General features: G+C 70.8%; 18 protein-coding genes. 7 read left to right on the top strand and 11 right to left on the bottom strand.

The features are described 5' to 3' along the window. The 7 genes from KHO18_RS26320 to bcsB form a co-directional block, all read right to left on the bottom strand. On the bottom strand, positions 1-218 hold a 218-nt coding region (locus KHO18_RS26320; protein ID WP_211944167.1), incomplete at its 3' end, for a hypothetical protein. Continuing rightward, positions 215-988 carry a cellulose biosynthesis protein BcsQ gene (bcsQ, locus tag KHO18_RS26315; protein ID WP_144201866.1) on the bottom strand — a complete coding sequence of 258 codons (774 nt, stop codon included), beginning with the start codon at positions 986-988 and terminating at the stop codon, positions 215-217. The genes bcsQ and KHO18_RS26320, both read right to left, overlap by 4 nt. Then, positions 985-1,185, bottom strand: a complete 201-nt coding sequence (locus tag KHO18_RS26310; RefSeq protein WP_144201864.1) for a hypothetical protein — start codon at positions 1,183-1,185, stop codon at positions 985-987. The genes bcsQ and KHO18_RS26310 overlap by 4 nt, the downstream gene beginning before the upstream one ends. A 6-nt stretch (positions 1,186-1,191) precedes the next feature. Next, positions 1,192-3,015, bottom strand: coding sequence for a cellulose biosynthesis protein BcsE (gene bcsE, locus KHO18_RS26305; RefSeq protein ID WP_211944166.1), 1,824 nt, complete (start codon positions 3,013-3,015; stop codon positions 1,192-1,194). 10 nt (positions 3,016-3,025) lie between these two features. Then, complete coding sequence (locus KHO18_RS26300; protein WP_211944165.1) at positions 3,026-6,844, bottom strand: cellulose synthase subunit BcsC-related outer membrane protein; 3,819 nt, start codon at positions 6,842-6,844, stop codon at positions 3,026-3,028. Further along, the gene (bcsZ, locus tag KHO18_RS26295) at positions 6,826-8,001 is read right to left on the bottom strand and encodes a cellulose synthase complex periplasmic endoglucanase BcsZ (RefSeq protein ID WP_211944164.1); all 1,176 of its coding nucleotides are present in this window, start codon (positions 7,999-8,001) and stop codon (positions 6,826-6,828) included. Before bcsZ ends, KHO18_RS26300 begins: the two co-directional genes overlap by 19 nt. Before the next feature lies 1 nt (position 8,002). Then, on the bottom strand, positions 8,003-10,261 hold the full coding sequence (bcsB, locus tag KHO18_RS26290; RefSeq protein WP_244845113.1) for a cellulose biosynthesis cyclic di-GMP-binding regulatory protein BcsB: 2,259 nt from the start codon (positions 10,259-10,261) through the stop codon (positions 8,003-8,005). A 69-nt stretch (positions 10,262-10,330) separates the two neighbouring features. Between bcsB and KHO18_RS26285 the strand changes: the two genes are divergently transcribed. The 3 genes from KHO18_RS26285 to KHO18_RS26275 are packed head-to-tail and all read left to right on the top strand — an operon-like array spanning position 10,331 to position 11,832. Continuing rightward, positions 10,331-10,615 carry a hypothetical protein gene (locus tag KHO18_RS26285; protein WP_144201855.1) on the top strand — a complete coding sequence of 95 codons (285 nt, stop codon included), beginning with the start codon at positions 10,331-10,333 and terminating at the stop codon, positions 10,613-10,615. Positions 10,616-10,647: 32 nt separating this feature from the next. Beyond that, positions 10,648-11,499: a D-amino acid aminotransferase gene (locus tag KHO18_RS26280; protein ID WP_144201853.1), complete on the top strand. Its 852-nt coding sequence runs from the start codon at positions 10,648-10,650 to the stop codon at positions 11,497-11,499. A 57-nt stretch (positions 11,500-11,556) separates the two neighbouring features. Then, complete coding sequence (locus KHO18_RS26275; RefSeq protein WP_144201851.1) at positions 11,557-11,832, top strand: hypothetical protein; 276 nt, start codon at positions 11,557-11,559, stop codon at positions 11,830-11,832. A gap of 1 nt (position 11,833) precedes the next feature. Here KHO18_RS26275 and KHO18_RS26270 read toward each other — a convergent pair whose 3' ends face one another. Both KHO18_RS26270 and KHO18_RS26265 read right to left on the bottom strand, forming a co-directional pair. Then, positions 11,834-13,072, bottom strand: coding sequence for a diguanylate cyclase domain-containing protein (locus KHO18_RS26270; RefSeq protein ID WP_144201849.1), 1,239 nt, complete (start codon positions 13,070-13,072; stop codon positions 11,834-11,836). Next, a complete protein-coding gene (locus KHO18_RS26265; RefSeq protein ID WP_377731720.1) occupies positions 13,069-13,704 on the bottom strand; it encodes a YfiR family protein in 636 nt (211 codons plus the stop codon). The genes KHO18_RS26270 and KHO18_RS26265 overlap by 4 nt, the downstream gene beginning before the upstream one ends. A 47-nt stretch (positions 13,705-13,751) precedes the next feature. On the opposite strand from KHO18_RS26265, the gene KHO18_RS26260 reads away from it, so the two are divergent. The 4 genes from KHO18_RS26260 (at position 13,752) to KHO18_RS26245 (ending at position 15,188) form a co-directional block, all read left to right on the top strand. Beyond that, on the top strand, positions 13,752-13,967 hold the full coding sequence (locus KHO18_RS26260; protein WP_144201847.1) for a hypothetical protein: 216 nt from the start codon (positions 13,752-13,754) through the stop codon (positions 13,965-13,967). 141 nt (positions 13,968-14,108) lie between these two features. Next, entirely contained in the window at positions 14,109-14,531 is a 423-nt protein-coding gene (locus KHO18_RS26255) for a YXWGXW repeat-containing protein (protein WP_144201845.1), read from the top strand. Between the two features lie 89 nt (positions 14,532-14,620). Then, positions 14,621-14,845, top strand: a complete 225-nt coding sequence (locus KHO18_RS26250) for a hypothetical protein (RefSeq protein WP_144201843.1) — start codon at positions 14,621-14,623, stop codon at positions 14,843-14,845. A 64-nt stretch (positions 14,846-14,909) separates the two neighbouring features. Next, positions 14,910-15,188 carry a hypothetical protein gene (locus KHO18_RS26245; protein WP_144201841.1) on the top strand — a complete coding sequence of 93 codons (279 nt, stop codon included), beginning with the start codon at positions 14,910-14,912 and terminating at the stop codon, positions 15,186-15,188. A gap of 45 nt (positions 15,189-15,233) precedes the next feature. Here the strand turns inward: KHO18_RS26245 and KHO18_RS26240 are convergent, their stop codons facing one another. Together KHO18_RS26240 and KHO18_RS26235 are read right to left on the bottom strand one after the other, a co-directional pair. Then, positions 15,234-15,617, bottom strand: coding sequence for a hypothetical protein (locus tag KHO18_RS26240; RefSeq protein ID WP_144201839.1), 384 nt, complete (start codon positions 15,615-15,617; stop codon positions 15,234-15,236). Positions 15,618-15,677: 60 nt separating this feature from the next. Further along, a partial coding sequence (locus KHO18_RS26235) for a glycerol-3-phosphate dehydrogenase C-terminal domain-containing protein (RefSeq protein ID WP_280527777.1) occupies positions 15,678-15,945 on the bottom strand: 268 nt, incomplete at its 5' end.

Below are 15,945 nucleotides of genomic sequence, written 5' to 3'. Positions count from 1 at the left end.
CGGCCCATGCCGAGCCGGGCCAGCGCGCGCCGGTACAGCAGGGCGGCCCATTCCGCCGGCAGGTCGGGCTTGCCGGGGCGGGGCGGCTGGAAGACCGCGCGCAGCAGCCAGATGCCGCCGTGGGCGGGTGCGGTGACGCCAAGGTGGCGCGCCAGCCGGTCACGCGCGCCAGTCAGCCAGCGGGTGATGCGGGCGGTGCGGGTGGGCTTGGCGCTCATCGTTCGGGCTCCTGTGGCGGGGCGCCAATCCAGTGGGAGACCCACGACGCCAGCCCTTGCAGGTCGTGCGCCGCCTGCGAATGCGGCGCGCTGCGGCAGAAGTTCTCGCTGCGCGCGAAGGCTTCCGGAATGCCGCTGTCCTCGTGCACGGGGCAGGCCAGCATCGCGTCGCCCAGCGTGGCGCGCAGCAGCGTGACGATATCGGCATGCAGCCGTCGCGCCGGCTGGAGCCGCGTGGCCACGTAGCAGGCGGCGTGGCCGCGCCGGGCCAGCGCATCGGTCAGGCGGCGTAGCCCGACACAGACTTCAGGCTGCGGCGGCAGGAGCACCAGCACCAGGTCTGCGGCGGCGATGGCCTGGCCCGCGTGCGGCGAGGGCCAGGGCGGCGTGTCGATCAGCACCGCGCCGTGCGCCGGCATGGCCACCTGGGCGATCAGCCCGCGCAGCCAGTGCGGCCCCGCGCGCAGCAGCTTGCCGGCCTGGATGTCATCGTCGTCGCTGTCCTGCTCGCCCCAGGGCACGAACAGCACGCCATCGTCGCTGCGCAGCCCGGCCTGCGCCCACGCGGTGGGCGACCCGTCGGCCAGGCAGCCGGACAGCCCCGCGCGCGCGGCGTCGCGCAGGCCGAAGTGATAGCCCAGCACATTGCGCGGGTCGCATTCGAGCGCCAGCACCGGGTGCCCGCGCGCCGCCAGCAGCGAGGCCAGCGAGGCCGTCACCATGCTGCGTCCGGCGCCGCCGGCGGGGGAGACGATGGCGATGGTCTTCATCGCTGGGGCTCCCGGTCCGGGCGGCGCTTGCCGCGAATCACCATGCCGTGCAGCTGGGGCGGCAGGCGCACGGTGCGGCGCGGGCGCGGCGCGGTCCATTGCGGGAACCAGCGCAGCAGGTCGAAGCGCCAGATCACGAACGCCAGCGGCGCCGCCAGAATCAGTCCCCAGATGAAATAGCCAAGGAAGATGGACATGTCGCGTCAGTCCTGTCGAAGCAGCGGCACCGGGTGCGGCTGCGGCATGGCACGCGGCTGCGCGGGCGGGGTGTCGCGCAGCGGCAGCGTGGGGATTTGGGCCACCGGCGGGGCGTTGGCGCCGTCATGGACGCTGCCGTGCGCAACCAGCGCGGCGGTGGTGTCGGGCATGTCAGGCGTGTCAGGCATGTCGGACGTGGGGGCCGGCGCGGGCCGGGGCGCCTCCTGCTGGCGCGCGAGCCAGCTGCTGTAGTCGGGCGGCGGCACCTCGGCGATCTCGGCCTCGAAGCGGCCCAGCGTGGCGCCGATGGACTCCAGGTCGCCATTGCGCACGTCGCCATGGAACAGCTCGGCCAGCGGGCGCTGGAACACGCGCCGGCACACGGCGTCCACGTCGTCCATGCGGCAGGCGAAGAAGAAGGCGTAGAGGCTGTCGCTGCCGGCCGTGCAGAGGTCGCCCGCGCGGTTCATGCGGCAGGCGCGCAGCGCCTCCACATGGGCGACCTCGGGCAGCAGCGGCAGTTGCAGCAGCACGTGGGGCAGCCGGATCATGCGGCTGCGCTCCACGGCGTCACGCACCAGCGAGACGAACTCGGCGGGCGGCACGTAGCCGCTGGTCGAGGTAGTCAGCACGGCGGACAGTGCGTTGCGGTAGTCGGCCAGAATCGGCCGCGAGAACACCTGCCCCTGCAGGCCCTCGATCATGGCCTGCACCCGCGCGAACGGCGTGCGCTGGGCGATGACGAGATTGGCGCCGAGGTTGAGCATCAGCAGCTCGTAGTGCTGGCGCATGGCCTCCTTGTCCTCGCGCACGGCAATCTTCAGCGCGCGCCCGGCGCCGCGCCGCAGCCGGTGCACCTGCTCGGCCAGCGTCTCGAGTTCGCGCCCGCCGCCGTAGTGCAGCAGGACCGTGGCCGCCACCGCGCGGGCGGCGCTGGCCACGGCGGCCTCGTTGCTGTCCACCACGCGCCAGTGTTCGGGGATGTAGCGCTCGCGCAGCACGGCGTCGCGGCTGACGATCACGCGCTGCTCGTCCGGCGCGAGCATGCCGGCTTCCTCGATGGTGTCGGTGAAGGTCTGCGCGGCCACCATCAGCCGGTGCTCGTGCGGCGCAAAGCGCAGCGGCACGATCTCGCCCGCCACCACGGCCTGGTTGTCGCGCCAGAAGGCCACCTCCCAGGTGTATTGGCCCTGTTGCTGCGAGAGTTGCACCGCGCCGGCAAAGCGGCCGTGGAAGCCCTGCAGGTCTGGCGCCGGCTGGCCCGGCACCGGCGCGGGCGGCCCCATCACCAGCAGCACCGCGCAGCGGTGGCGCGCGCACCATTCGCCCAGCCGCTGGCCTTCCTGGGCCAGCCGCGCGGCATCGTGCCAGGCGAAGAACGCCTCCGCCCCTTCGATCAGCATCATGCTGCCCTGCGCACCGCACTGGTCCACCAGCGCCTGGAGTGCCTCCATGAGCAAGTCGATGCCGGGCCGGCTGGCGTCCGTGGGCGGGTGCAGCGCGCACAGGTTGGCGCGGCCGTGGAGCGCGCGGTTGGCGTCGATGTCGAGCCCATGGGCGCGTAGCTGGGCGGCAATGTCGGCGGCGTCACGCGTGGAGAGCACCGTGGCTGGCGCGTGCAGCGCCGTGGCGGCGGTCTGCCAGAACAGCGCGTCGCGGGCGGGCGAGGGCTCGGCATAGACCACGTGCGCGCGGGCCGGGGTGAGCGTGGCCAGCGCCGGCGACAGCCCGTCGATGGCCAGCCCCGTGCGCGCCTGGAAGCGCGCGCGCAGGCCGGGCCGGGCGGTGGCGGGGATGGCGGGGGCAGTGGTGCGGTCGGTGTGCTTCATCGATCCCCCATCAATAGGCCGAGTACGGCCGCACCGGATTCGGCGGGAACGGCACCGGGTCGCGGCGACGGTCGAACAGGTAGCGCAGCCAGACCATGGCCCGGTTCGGCGCGTAGTCGCGCGAGCGGTCGATCTGGAAGCCCGCGCCGGCCACCCAGTGCGGGGCGAAGGTGTATTCCACCGTGGCGCCCAGCGTGTAGCTGAAGCCGCCGCCCGAGCCGCCCGTGTAGATCGGGTTGCCGGCCAGTTGTTGCAGGTCGGGGCGGGTGGGGAAGTAGGGCGCGTCGTCCTCGTAGGTGAACGACCAGCCGGCCGAGCCCTGCAGCCGCCACGACCAGCGCGCGTAGCGCCCGGTCCAGTCGAGCGGGATGCCGAACGAGAGGTAGCGCTGCGGGCTGTAGTAGCCGCCATGGCCGAACGAGTAGAAACGCTGGTTGTCGCTGTAGCGCCAGTAGTTCAGCACCAGCCCGCTGGTCACGCGCTGGTCGCGCTGGGCGTAGACGGGCAGGTCGAAGCCGGTGCGGACCGTGAACTCGCGGTTCGTCACCACGTTGTGGCCGGTGTAGAGCCCCGCGCCCACGTCGCCGAACACGCTCACGCGGCCGATGTCCCGCGCGTAGCGCAGGTGGATGCCGTTGCGCACCACGCCGCCCCAGGTCTCGCCGGTGACGGGGTCGGTGGCGCCGCCGTAGGAGATCAGCGAACTGGTCACGGCCCGCCGCGAGACGTCGACGGAGGCGGACGAGACGCCCAGATCCGCGCGATAGCGGAAGCCGCCCACCACGGTCTGTTCGGTAAAGCCGAGCGGCGTGGTGCCGAGGTCCGCCCGCCAGCTATTGTCGGCGCCGTCGAACTCATAGCCGGCGGCCAGCGCCACGCCACGGTCGGTCTGGCCGATGGTGCCGAGGCCCGTGTTGCCGAGCGCGGCGATCTTGCCGAACTCGGACGCCTTCGAGAAGTTGCTCGCCTGCAGCGTGCCGGCGTCGAGCAGCACGGTGTCCGCATGGAAGAACATGTGGCCGCTGTAGCCCTGCGGAATGCGCACGAACAGCGGGATCTCGGTGGCGTGCAGCCGCGAGATGCCGGCATCGCCGGATTTGTTCGACTGCATCACGGCCGTCGCCACCTCACCCTGGCGGCGCGCCTCCAGCCCGGCCAGGGCGCGGCCGGCTGGCGTGCCCTCGGGGCCGGGCAGCACGCCTTCGCGCTGCTCCAGCCCCTGTGCGGTGCGATAGTGCGCCGCCGCGTCGTTGAAGTCGCCGCGCGCCTGGGCGATGCGGCCCTGCTGCACGGTGATGTCGGCGCGGTCCGGGTAGCGCTGGGCGAGGTCGTCGACCACGGCGCTGGCCTCGTCCGTGCGCCGCATCGCCGTGAAGCGCCGCGCCACCGAGAGCCGGGTGTCGATGTCGTCGTCGGGGGTATCGGCCAGCACCGCGCGCACGATCTCCAGCGCCTGCGCCTCCTTGCCCTGCCGTTCGAGCATGCGCGCCAGCGTGAGCCGCGCGCCGGCGTCCTTGGGGTCCGTGGCCAGCACCGCCTGCGCGGCCTCCGCCGCGCCCCGGTAGTCGCCGCCGGCTTCTCTCAGATCGGCCAGCGTCAGCAGCCAGCGGCGGTCAGCCTGCTGGCCCTCGGGCACGGCGTACAGCATCTGCTGGGCCCGCGTGAGGTCGCCATCGGCGATGAGCCGGTCGGTGCGGCGCAGCGCCAGCCGCAGCGACTGATCGTCGAACGACGCCTGCTGTTCGGCCGTGATGCCGGGCAGGGCGCGCGATTCGGCAATCCAGGCCTGCAAGGCGTCGTCCCGGTCGGCGGCGGCCAGCAGTTCGCCGTAGCGCAGGCGGATGTCGAGGTGGGGGTCCTCGGGGTGCGCGGCCAGCCAGTCGCTGACCAGCCGCAGGCCCTTGTCGGTCTCGCCCAGCCCGATCCATTCGCGGCCGATGGAGGCGAGCATGTGCGGTTCGTCGCGCGCGGCGATGGCGGCCTGGTCGAGCAGCGCGCGGGCCTCGTCATCGCGGCCTTCTGCCAGCCACAGGCGGGCCTCGCGCAGCAGTTTTTGCGCCGCGAGGTTGCTGGCGAGGCCGCGCATGCCTTCGCTGCGCTCGGCCTCGGGCACCGCCGCCAGCACGGCCGTGGCGGCGTCGATGTCGTCCACGGCATTGAGATAGAGCGCGGTGGCGTAGCGCATCTCGGCGGTGGGCGCGGCGGCGACCCCGTCCTCCATGACGGTGCGGCCCAGCACCGGCAGGTTGAGGTCGCGATAGAGGCGGGCCAGCGTGTAGCGCGTCCACGCGGCATCGGGGGCCAGCCGGATGGCGTCTTCGAGCCGCTGCAGCGCCGGGCTGCGCTGCTTCTGCGCGATCAGCTGGTCGGCCTGCACGGCCAGCAGGTCGGCCCGCAGTGCGCGCAGTTCCGACTCCGAGCCCTGCATACGGCGCGACGCGTCCGCGATCAGCGGGCCGATCTCGTCTTGCCGCTGCTGCGTCTGGAGCAGGGCGACGAGGCTGCGCAGCGCGCCCATGTCCGGCTGCGGCCGGGCCAGCATCTGGCGCAGCAGCGTCTCGGCCTCGGCATCCTTGTGCTGGGCGATCAGCGCGTCGGCCAGAATCGCCTGCGCGTTCTCGTTGCCGGGCTGCAGGGCCAGCGCCTCGCGCGCCAGCGCTTCGGCCTGCACCGGCTTGCCCTGGGCGTTGGCCTCGCGCGCACGCGCCACGGTGCCCCAGAACGTGGCCGTGTCCCGCAGGCTGCGCCATTTATTGCGATTGTCCGGATCGAGGCTCATCGCCCGGGTGAACAGCTCGCGGGCTTCGTCGTGCCGGCCTTCGCGCAGCCGCACCAGACCGAGCCCGCCCACCACCTCGCCATCCTGCCGGCGCTTCTGGTAGGCCTTCTGAAGCGCGATGTCGGCCTCCTTGAGCTGCCCGCGCTCCAGCTGGGCCAGCCCGCGCTGCCGCGCCTGCCAGGCGGGGTCGGCTTCCAGCTTGCGCTGGGCCTCGCGCCTGGCGCCGAGGCTGGCGAGTGTCTGTTTGGCGGCCTCGTCGTCGGGCACTTCCTTGAGGTAACGCTCGAACCACACGTAGTAGGCCGGGTCTTCGTTGACGCCGTACAGCGTGCGCCGCCAGATATCGAGCGCGCTCTTGCGGTCGCCATCGGGCCGCTGGGTGAGGTCGTAGAGGATGGCGAGCCCTTCCTGCCGGGTGGCCTCGCGGTCGGTCAGCAGGCTGCCCAGCGCCAGGGCGAGGCGCGAGTCGTCCGGCTCCTGCTTCACACGGCGGCGCAACTCGGCAATCGCGCGCGGGCGGCCGGCGGTGGTGCCGGCCAGGATGCGGTAGTAGTCCAGCGCCAGTTCGCCGCCCGGCGCGCCGCGCGGGAACAGGGCCTCCAGCCGCGTGGCGGCCTCCTCGGACTTGCCACTGCGGGCGAGCAGCCGCACCTGCGCCATCTCGCGCTTGTCACGCGTGGCGATGCGGTAGGCGTCCTCAAGGTCGCGCGTGGCCGCGCTGTCCGGCGCCACCTCGCGCATGTGCCGCAGCACCTTGTCAGCCTCGGTGGGGCGGTTGGAACGGATTTCGATCAGGCCCAGCATCTTGAGCGCCTCCGGTTGGCGCGGATCGATCAACAACGCCTTCTCCAGTACGCCGCGCGCCATGTCCGCACGGTTGCGCGCCTCCCACATGCGCGCCGACGCCAGCAACTGCGCCATCTCCCGGCGCGTGGTGGCGGTCGATGGCGCGGCCGGGGCGGACGCGGCGTCGGCGGCCGCTGCCTCACCCGGCAGCGCGGCGCTGGCCAGCAGCAGCCACAGCGTGCGAGCTAGCGCCTTGCCGGGCATGCGGTATTCCACGCCGGCACCAGCTTGCCGTCCGCCTCGAACCGGTACAGGCCATCCACATGCCCCAGCCCGAACAGCGTCAGTACCTGACCGTAGTAGCCGGAGGGCGACTGCGCGGCCAGCGTGCGCGTGCGCTGCGCCTGGGCGCGCGCGGCGTCCGGCTGGCCCTGCGCCAGCATGAACGGCGCGATGGCCGCCGAGAAGCCCGCGTTGCCCGCGTTCGGCCCGAAGGTGCCCGCCTGCGTGTCCACCCGCTCGGGCGGATGGCCGTTGGCGAGCACATAGTCGGCCATTGGATGCAATGTACGCAGCACTCCGGCGCGCAGCGGGTCGCCCGCAGCGGTCATGCCGGCCCACAGGTAGACCCGGATCGAATCATAGGAGCCCGTGGCCTGCGTGTCCGTATCGGGCCGGAAGCCGGCGCCCTTCTGATAGAGCACCCAGTCGGGCGAGAAGCCGCGCGGCGCGGTGTCCACGATCAGCCGCCCCGCGCTCTCGACCATGGCCTGCCAGCCCCGGTCCTCGGTCAGCGCAGCGGCCAGCCGGCGCATTACCGGCAGCGGCACGTAGCTCGGGTTCAGCCGCCAGCTGTCCGGGGTGGGATGAAAGCCGACCGGGCCCGGCAGCAGCGTGCGGCCCAGTCCGGGCAGCACCGCCGATTCCTCGCGCAGCGCGCGCCGGGCCACCAGCGTGCCCAGCGCCGTGAAGCGGCGTTCGCGCCAGAGCCGGCCGGCTTCGAGCAGCGTGTAGGCGATCCACAGGTCGGCGTCGCTGGCGGCGTTGGTGTCGATCACGCCCCAGGTGCCGGCCTCGGGGCCGCTGTCGCGCTTGCCCCAGATCCACGCGGGCAGGTGGGCGCTGAGGTCGCCGCGCGCCAGATTGTTCTCGGTCCAGCCGAGCAGTTTGTCGAAGGTGGCACGGTCGTTGGCCACGAGCGCGAAGAACAGCGCGTAGGCCTGCCCTTCGGAGACCGTGGCCTGGCGCTCGGTGCTGGCATCGACCACGCGGCCGTCCGGGCTGATGGTGTCGCGCCGGAAGGCGTCCCAGTCCGGCCACGGGCAGGTGGCCGCCAGGCTGGCGAGCGACACCCCCGCCAGCGTGGTCATCACCAGGCCGCGAGCGATCTGCCTGAGCCAGCGGGGCAGCACACGCCGCATGTCACCCTCCGTTGCGGCGCGCCGCGATCCGGCCCAGCGCCCAGAACAGGGTCAGCGCCACCAGCAGCCCGGCCACGATGCCGGCGATGGCCAGCAGCGCCGGGTGGTCCGCCATGCGCACCCACACCCGCGCATACCAGGGCAGGGTGCCCACGTAGTAGCGCTCGCCCAGGCGCAGCCCTTCCACCTCGCGCTGGCGGACCACGGTGAGGTCGCCGCGAATCTGGGCGACCTTGCCGGCGTCTTCGAGCACATCGAGCACATCGCGCACGTTCTCGGGCGCGGTGGCGGTCACGGCGACCACGCTGCGCTGCGCCTGATACGGCGATTCGAAGCCGATCAGCGCCGCCAGCGGCCCGTCGGCGGAAAGGATCGCGCGCCCGGCGGGCGACACGTTGTGGTCTGCCTCGCCACTGAGCCAGTGGGTCCACGCCCCGCCGCGCTGGTCGCGCAGGGTGATCTCGGTGCGGCCCTGCTGGATCAGGATCGGCAGGGAATTGCCCCAGCTCGCCAGGAGCTCGCCTGCGCTGCCGGTGCCCACCATCAGCAGGTTACGGTCCTTCACGGTGTCGATGGCCCTGGCCGGCGCCACCGCCACGCGCAGCGCCGGCAGGCCGGTCCACTTGCCCATGTGGCCGAGCAGCGTCAGCATCGCCTCCTGATCGAGCGCGCTCGGGGCGTCCGGCATGACCACGGCGGTATCGGCCAGGTCCGCCAGCCGGGTGAACGGATAGCCGCTGTTGGCGAAGAAGGCGAGGTTGGGCAGCGCGGCGTAGTGCGAGAAGCCGCTGAAGTCGATCGACGAATCGGGATCGACCGCCGCGCGCGCCACGTTGGCCGCCGAGGACGCACACAGGCCGGTCTTCTGCGAGTCCATGTGGAAGCGGAACTGCATCTGGTTGTTGCTGCCCACGCGGAAGGCGGGGATCAGGATCTCGTTGCTGACGGATGCGCTGCCGCCCGAGATCAGCGGCACGCTGACCAGGCTCTCGTCGTTCTGCGCGGTCAGCGGCTTGAGCCGGTAGGAGCGCACCAGCTGCTCGTTGATATCGACGCTGAGCACCGAGTCGTTATAGGTGGAGGGCGCGGTGTAGCGGTACCTCACGTTCAGGGGCACGGCGCGGTCATTCCAGCCGTAGAGGTCGGCCGGCACGCGCAGGTTCACCCGGATCGGATCAGGGCTGGCGCCGCCCACCTGCAGCTGCTGCGGGTCCGTGACGAGTTCCTTGAACAGCACGGGGCGGTCCACCGGCGCCCAGGCCGGTGCGTCGTAGGGCTTGCGCGGCTTGCCGAGTTCCACCGACTGCACGCCGGCGCGGCTGCCCGCCATGGCGGCCTTGCCCAGCACCAGCGCGTTGGCCGCCACCTGCAATTCCTGCGGATTGCGGCCGGCGAGCACCAGCAGCTTGCGCGACGGATTCGCTGGATTCGGCATCACGCTGACCGAGGCGCCCTGGATCTCGGGCAGCTGGATGCCCGCCGGCATCGCGTTCGGCATCGCAAAGACAATGGCGTGGGCATCGGCGGGCAACTGGCTGCGCGCCGGGAAGCGCAGCTCCCGGTAGCTGGCCAGCGCGCCGAGCCAGGACGACACCACGCCGGCCGCCCGCAGCGTGGCGGCATCGGCATTGGCCGGCAGCACGAAGGGCACGGTGACGCGGCTGTTGTCGCGGCGGTCGAAGAACGGCGCGGGCAGCAGCGCGAGGTTGTCCGGCAGCGTGACGGGCAGCTTGGTCAGGGTCAGCGTGGTGGCGGGGCTGATATCCGCCCAGAGGCTGGAGTGGTACGGGTCCTCGCAGTGATCGACCGTGTAGTGGGCGATCATCTGCACGTTCAGGCGGTTGAAGTCCGTGAAGTAGCGCGGGTCAAGGTCGATCTCGCGCGTGATTTGCTGGCCCGCCTGCTCCTTCTCCAGCGGCAGGGTGGCCACCACTTCGTCGTTGAGGCGGATCTTCAGGTGCGAGAGCGGATAGACCAGCGAGGGGGAGTAGGTGAAGACCAGCTTGAGCCTGGCGGCCGTGACCACTTCATCGAGGCGGACGCCGATGTTCAGGGTGCGGTCGGGGTCCACGCCGCGCAGCGGGATGGGCTGGCCGGCACCCATCTGGGCCAGCGTGAGCACCTGGGTGCGCCCCGGTGCAGGGGCTGCCGGGGCTGCAGGGGCTGCAGGGGCTGCAGGGGTCGAGGCCGCAGCCGGCGTCGATGCCGTGGGCGCCGGGGCCGGCGTTTGCGCCATCGCGGACGCGGCACATGCGGCCATGCACAGCATGGCAAGCCGTTTGCCGCCACAGCGCAGGTCTGACACGAGAAGAATCATATCGAGTGCCCTGTGAAGGTGGCGCAGCCGCACCATCGCAAAGATGACCGCAGCGCCGCGCTCACGGTACTGCGTGGCGAATATAGCACGCAGTTTTCGGCGAATTGGGCGGGGGCGCAGGGGGGCGGGCGTGAAATAAAAATTATTCAATTCGCCGTGCCGTATTCGGGCAAAACATTGAAATCAGTGGCTCCTGTTTGCGCCAACGGGTCAAGCGTTTGGCATCAAACGAATGCGTTCGGCGCCGTGTCGATGCACATTTTGCATAAGGGGAGGAATCGCCATGTGGAAGAATGACAATCTCCTACCCTCATTGCCGTCATCGCCCCATGTCCGAAGCCATCGTCTACCTGAACGGGGAACTGCTCCCGTTGTCCGAAGCCCGCATTCCCGTCCTCGACCGCGGGTTTATCTTTGGCGACGGCATCTATGAAGTGATTCCCCTCTACAACGGCAAGCCGTTCCGGGGCGCGCAGCATCTGGCGCGTTTGAAGCGCAGCCTGGCGGCCATTGGCATCGACGATCCGTACACCGAGGCCGAATGGCTCGCGCTGATCGGCCGTGTGGTCAAGGCCAACGGCATGTCGGACCAGATGGTCTACATGCAGGTCACGCGCGGCGTGGCGAAGCGGGCACATGCGTTCCCGAAGGAAGCGGTCACGCCGACCGTGCTGATCATGACCAACCCGATGGCGCTGCCGCCGGCGTCGGCCGTGGAGCAGGGCGTGGCCTGCGTGACGATGGAAGACCGCCGCTGGCTGAACTGCCAGATCAAGTCCACCTCGCTGCTCGGCAACGTGCTGGCCGCGCAGGAAGCCGCCGCCAACGGCGTGACCGAGGCGATCCAGTTCCGCGACGGCCAGCTCACCGAGGCCTCGGCGTCGAACGTGTGGCTGGTGCAGCAGGGCCGCGTGGTGGCCCCGCCCAAGGACAACCTGATCCTGGAGGGCATCCGCTACGGCCTGATGGAGGAACTCTGCGCCGCGATGGATATTTCGTTCACCTCGCGCCCCATCGCGCGCGACGAGGTCTTCGCGGCGGACGAGGTCATGCTGTCGTCGGCCAGCAAGGAGCTGCTGCCGGTGGTCACGCTCGACGGCCGCGCCATCGGCAATGGCCAGCCCGGTCCGGTGTTCCAGCGCCTCTACGCGGCCTACCAGGCGGCCAAGGCGGCGCTATAACGCACGGCGCGCCCGTGCTAGGATGGCCGCGGACGAACCACCGAGAGGAGGCCAGTCATGGCCAAGCGCGAGCGCAGCCGGCGCGTCATCATGGAAGAGGTGAGCCGGCGGGTCCAGCAGATCGACGAAATCGCCGACGAGGGCCGACACATCCAGGTGCCGGACCCGCAGCCGCACCCGCGCGATGGGCGTGGCCGGAACTGGGACATGGCCCGCTTCGGCAATGCACGCGGCTTCGAGGCCGCCATCCGCAACGTCGTCGACGACGTGCGGGACGAGTTCGACCTGACCGACGAGCCGGTCTCCAGCGTGCCGAACCCGTTCGGCGACTGACTCAGGCCGGCGCCACCGCCTCCGCGTAGCGCCAGGTGGCGCCGGACTGGCGCTTGGCGCCGTACATCGCGGCGTCCGCCGCATGCAGCAGCGCCGTGCCGCCGCGCGCGTGCACCGGATAGACCGCCACCCCGATACTGAGCGTCGCCCCGATGCTTTCCCCGCTCGCCGTGCCGAACGGCTCGGTCATCGCCGCCAGGATGCGCTTGGCGGTCAGGACGGCGTCGTCGGTCTCACGCAAGGTCCCCAGCAGCACCGCGAATTCGTCGCCGCCCAGCCGGGCCGCGCGGTCGGTCTCGCGCAGACAGGCCCGGATGCGCTGGGCGATACCCACCAGCACGGCGTCCCCCACGGCATGGCCGTGGCGGTCGTTGATGCCCTTGAAATCGTCACTGTCCAGATAGAGCACGGCCACGCGCTGGCCCATGGCCGCCGCGCTGCGCACGGCCTGGTCGAGTGCCTCGGTGAAGGCGGCGCGGTTGAGCAGGCCGGTCAGGCTGTCGTGCGTGGCGCGGTGCGCCAGCGAGCGGTTCTCGTGCTGCAACTGGCCCTGCCAGGCCTCCAGTTCATCGAGCAGCACGTTGAAATCCTCGCCCAGCGCGTTGAGTTCGTCGATGCGCGCCGGCGGCACGCGCTGGCCGAACGCGCGTTCGGATCGCACCGCATGGGCCACGCGCATCAGGCTGCGCACCGGGTCGATGATGTGCACCAGCATGCGGCTGGACAGGTAGTGCGCGCCCACCGCCGTCAGCAGCAGGCAGGCCATCAGCCCGAGCATGCCCTTGAGCAGGAAATGGAGCAGCGCCACGGGGTCGCCGACCACGCGCACGCTGCCCACCTGCTGGGACTGGTGGAAGACCGGCTGGTCCACCGGGCCCGAGGTCAGCAGGTCCCGGACGAACTGGCGCAGGGCCGGGAAGCGCGACGAACCATGGCGGTGCCAGCTGGCCACCGGCTGGTTGTCGCGGTCGAAGATCCAGACCGCGGTCAGGTCCTCGCCGGTGGCGATCATCGACAGGGTCTCGGCGGCGGCGGCTTCGTCGCGGAACACGATCGGTGCCTCCACGGTATAGGCGATGGAGCGCGCCACCAGCCGCAGGTTGTGGTCGGCATAGGCGCGCAGCGCAGTCAGGCCCAGGCCGGTGAGCGTGGTGCCGGCGGTGAACACGGCGATCAGCGCCACGCTCAGGTGGAAGCGGCGCAGGGTGCCATAGAGCGACGGCCGGGAAGCGCGCGTCATGATGCCGGCGCCTTGCGGCGGCCCAGTTGCAGTACGCCGGGGTGGACGTGGATGCCGCTGCGGCCGAGGGCATCGAGGTTGACGCGGAAGGAGACCTGCCGCTCGCGGATGTTGAGACAGAACATGCTGCCGGCATCACACTCGAAGTCTTCCTCCGCGATCACCAGCACCGGGTGGCCGGTCACGTCGGCGGAGATTTTCTCGCGGCGTGGGGCGGACATCGCGCCGACATAGAGCGCGTCGCAGTCGGGCGCCGGGTTGCCGGCCATGGGGTCCATCTGCCGGGCGGCGACCAGCCGGCCCGTGGAGAGCGCGCCGCCCTCCATCAGCTTGCCGGCATAGCGCGCGACGGGGTCTACGCAAAGCCGTAGGGCGTCGCGCTCCACGGGCCAGCGCGCATAACCGAGCAGGCCCATGACCACGCGTGCCACCGCCTCCGGGCGTGGCAGTGCCGGGGCGGCCGGGGTCAGGTCGTGCGCGGCCAGCCGGGGCGTGGCCAGCAGCAGCGCGGCGAGCATCGGCAGGGCAGGCAGCAGGAGGGGCGGAGAGAAGGCGCGCGGCACGGGCAAGGGCGGTTGGGGTCCCTTGGGATGTCGGCACGGTGCCGGCAAAACTGTAGCCGGCGCGTCCATGTGGATGTGCTAGAGTCGTTTGAACGCGTTTGTCCACGGAGGGCACCATGGCGACCGAATCCCAATCGCAACAAAAAGGGCAGGTGAAGGCGTTCGTGCAGACCGCGCCGCAGGCAGGGCGCTATGTCTGGATCATTGCGCTGGTGGACTTCGGCGCCCAGCAGGTCCGGCGCACCATTGTGTCCGACGACACGTTCACCACGGCCGACGCCGCACGCGTGGCGGGCGACGCCCAGCTCAAGGCGATGGCCGCCGATCACTGACACCCGTCCATCCGGCGTGCCCGGTGACTGTCACGCCGCACCGTTTTCCGATACCCTTTCTCAAGCCGGGCCCCGCGCGGGGCCGTGTCGGCTGCCGCCCATTTGCCATCGAAACCCCGAAGACAGATAGAAGGAGAGGGAATGCCCGAGCTTCAAGACAAGTTCCAACGCCGTCTCGTCCGCGCCATGACGGGCGCCACGCTGCTCGTTGCCACCCTGGCGTTCGCGCCGGCGGCGATGGCGCAGGTCAATATCCATATCGGCATTGGCACCCCGCCGCCGGCCCCGATCTACGAGGCCGTGCCCGCGCCGCGCCACGGCTACATCTGGCAGCCGGGCTACTGGGCCTGGGACGACCACGGCCACAAGCACAAGTGGAAGCAGGGCAAGTGGGCCAAGGATCGGCCGGGCTATGTCTATGAGTCGCCGCGCTGGGTGCAGGCGAGCAATGGCTGGGTGATGCAGCCGGAACGCTGGAACCAGGGGCCGGGCGACCACGGCAAGTACAAGGACAAGGGCGGCAAGGGCTGCCCGCCGGGCCACGCCAAGAAGGGCGAGTGCTGATTCGCCGGTCTTCTCATCATGCGGTAACTGCCGCGCGGGGCGCCATGCTAGGATTTCCGCGAGATTGTTCCACCCCGGAGGCATGAGACATGGCAAAGCAGGTCTTCTCGCGTGCGCAGTATCTCGACATCCTCAATGACAGCCTGCGCCGGCACCCGGGCTGGCAGCCGGGCATGGCGTTCGTGTTCCTGCCCCCGGGCGCGGATGCGAGCCAGGCCTCGGGCGTGGGCTGCACCGGGCCACTGGAGGCGCTGCCGGTCTATTGCGAGATCGAACGCGTGGCGTCGGGCCTGATCACGGTGCGGCCGGAGTAAACCGGCCACCCGGCCCGCCCCGGTACAATGGCGCCCTTACTCAATCCCCCTCGGACAAATTCCCGTGAAGAAGACGGACCTGGAAAAGAACAAAGGCCTCAAGATCGCCCATGACATGAAGCACGCGGCGGCGGTGCGTGGCGGTGGCGTGGGTCAGGCGGCAACGCTGGCCCGGCGCGAGCAGCGCAAGCTCGACCAGCAGGCCGGCCTGGTGCCGTTTGCATGCAAGCTGGAAGGAAAACTGGCGGCGCGGCTGCAGGAACTGGCCAAGGAGCACCCGGGCGGCATGAACGGCCTGGTGGCCGAGGTGCTGGAAAAGGGGTTGGCGGGAATGACCGCCTGAGGATGGGGTGGCCCCTCTCCCTGCGGAAGAGGGGCGCTGAAGGCCTCAGCCTTCGTCTTCCTCGTCGTCGAGGAAATCGCGGCGCAGCAGCCAGTTGGTGATGGCTTCGTCGCAGACCTTCTTGAGCTTGCCTTTCTCGGGCAGGTTATCGAACAGCTGGAAGTTCACCAGCGCCAGCCCGGCGTCGGTGATGTAGAACAGGCGGTCCGGCTCGTCGTAATGCACGAGGCGGCCGTCGATGCCGGACTCCTCGCTGTCCGCCGGCATGTCCTCCAGCTCCACCACACGGCACGTGAAGCGCGGGCTGCGCGTGTGGGTCAGATATTCGAATTCGTCATGCATGATCTCGCCGCCCTTGCCGGCGATGACAGCGAAGCCCCAGATGAACCGGGGCATCGGCAGATCGGACAGATCGTCAATCTCGTCCATGGTGTTCTCCCTGATGCGATACCCGGCATTATCGCCCAAGTCTTGGCGCCAGCCGCGCCTTTATAGCAGGTACCCCTTCGCCAGCGCGCCAAAGCTCTCCAGCTCTCGCGCCTGCCAGGCCGCGTCGTGCCCGAGTTCCTCGGCCAGGATAGCGGCCACGCGCGGGGCGCCGGCCAGTGCCGCGCGGGCGTCCAGGAACAGCGCGCGGTTGCGGCGCGCCAGCACGTCTTCCACGCGCCGCGCCAGTTCGTGGCGGGCGGCAAAGCGCACGTGGGCCTCGGTCAGGCCGGTTTCGGGCACCACCAGGGTGTCGGCGCCGGGCAGGGCG

Origin of the sequence: Cupriavidus campinensis (assembly GCF_905397395.1) — a bacterium.
GTDB lineage: Bacteria > Pseudomonadota > Gammaproteobacteria > Burkholderiales > Burkholderiaceae > Cupriavidus > Cupriavidus campinensis.
Note: the sequence above shows the minus strand (reverse complement) of the source record. Positions and strands in the feature narration are given on the sequence as shown.